Origin of the sequence: Bacillus cereus group sp. BfR-BA-01441 (assembly GCF_022663075.1) — a bacterium.
In the GTDB taxonomy this organism is placed as follows: domain Bacteria; phylum Bacillota; class Bacilli; order Bacillales; family Bacillaceae_G; genus Bacillus_A; species Bacillus_A cereus.
Genome location: NZ_JAKUEU010000445.1, coordinates 1 through 216 on the forward strand (window position 1 = coordinate 1; position 216 = coordinate 216).

A 216-nucleotide genomic window follows, 5' to 3' on the forward strand; every position below is an offset into this window, starting at 1 on the left:
TCAGCAGTATACGCTGTCGCTACTACCGTTAATTCACGTTTAGCAGACTGTATGTTGTTTTTAGATACTTCTTTCGCTCTCTCTTCTTCTTTAGCCTTTGCTATTTCTCTTACTCTCTCTTCTTCTTTAGCCTTTGCTATTTCTCTTGCTTTCTCTTCTTCTTTAGCTTTTGCTATTTCTCTTGCTTTCTCTTCTTCTTTAGCTTTTGCTATTTCT

Annotated in this window: 1 pseudogene; it reads right to left on the bottom strand. The window is 36.6% G+C overall.

What is annotated here, in order from left to right:
- A pseudogene (locus MR107_RS31135) lies at window positions 1–216 on the bottom strand (enterotoxin); the annotation flags it as partial.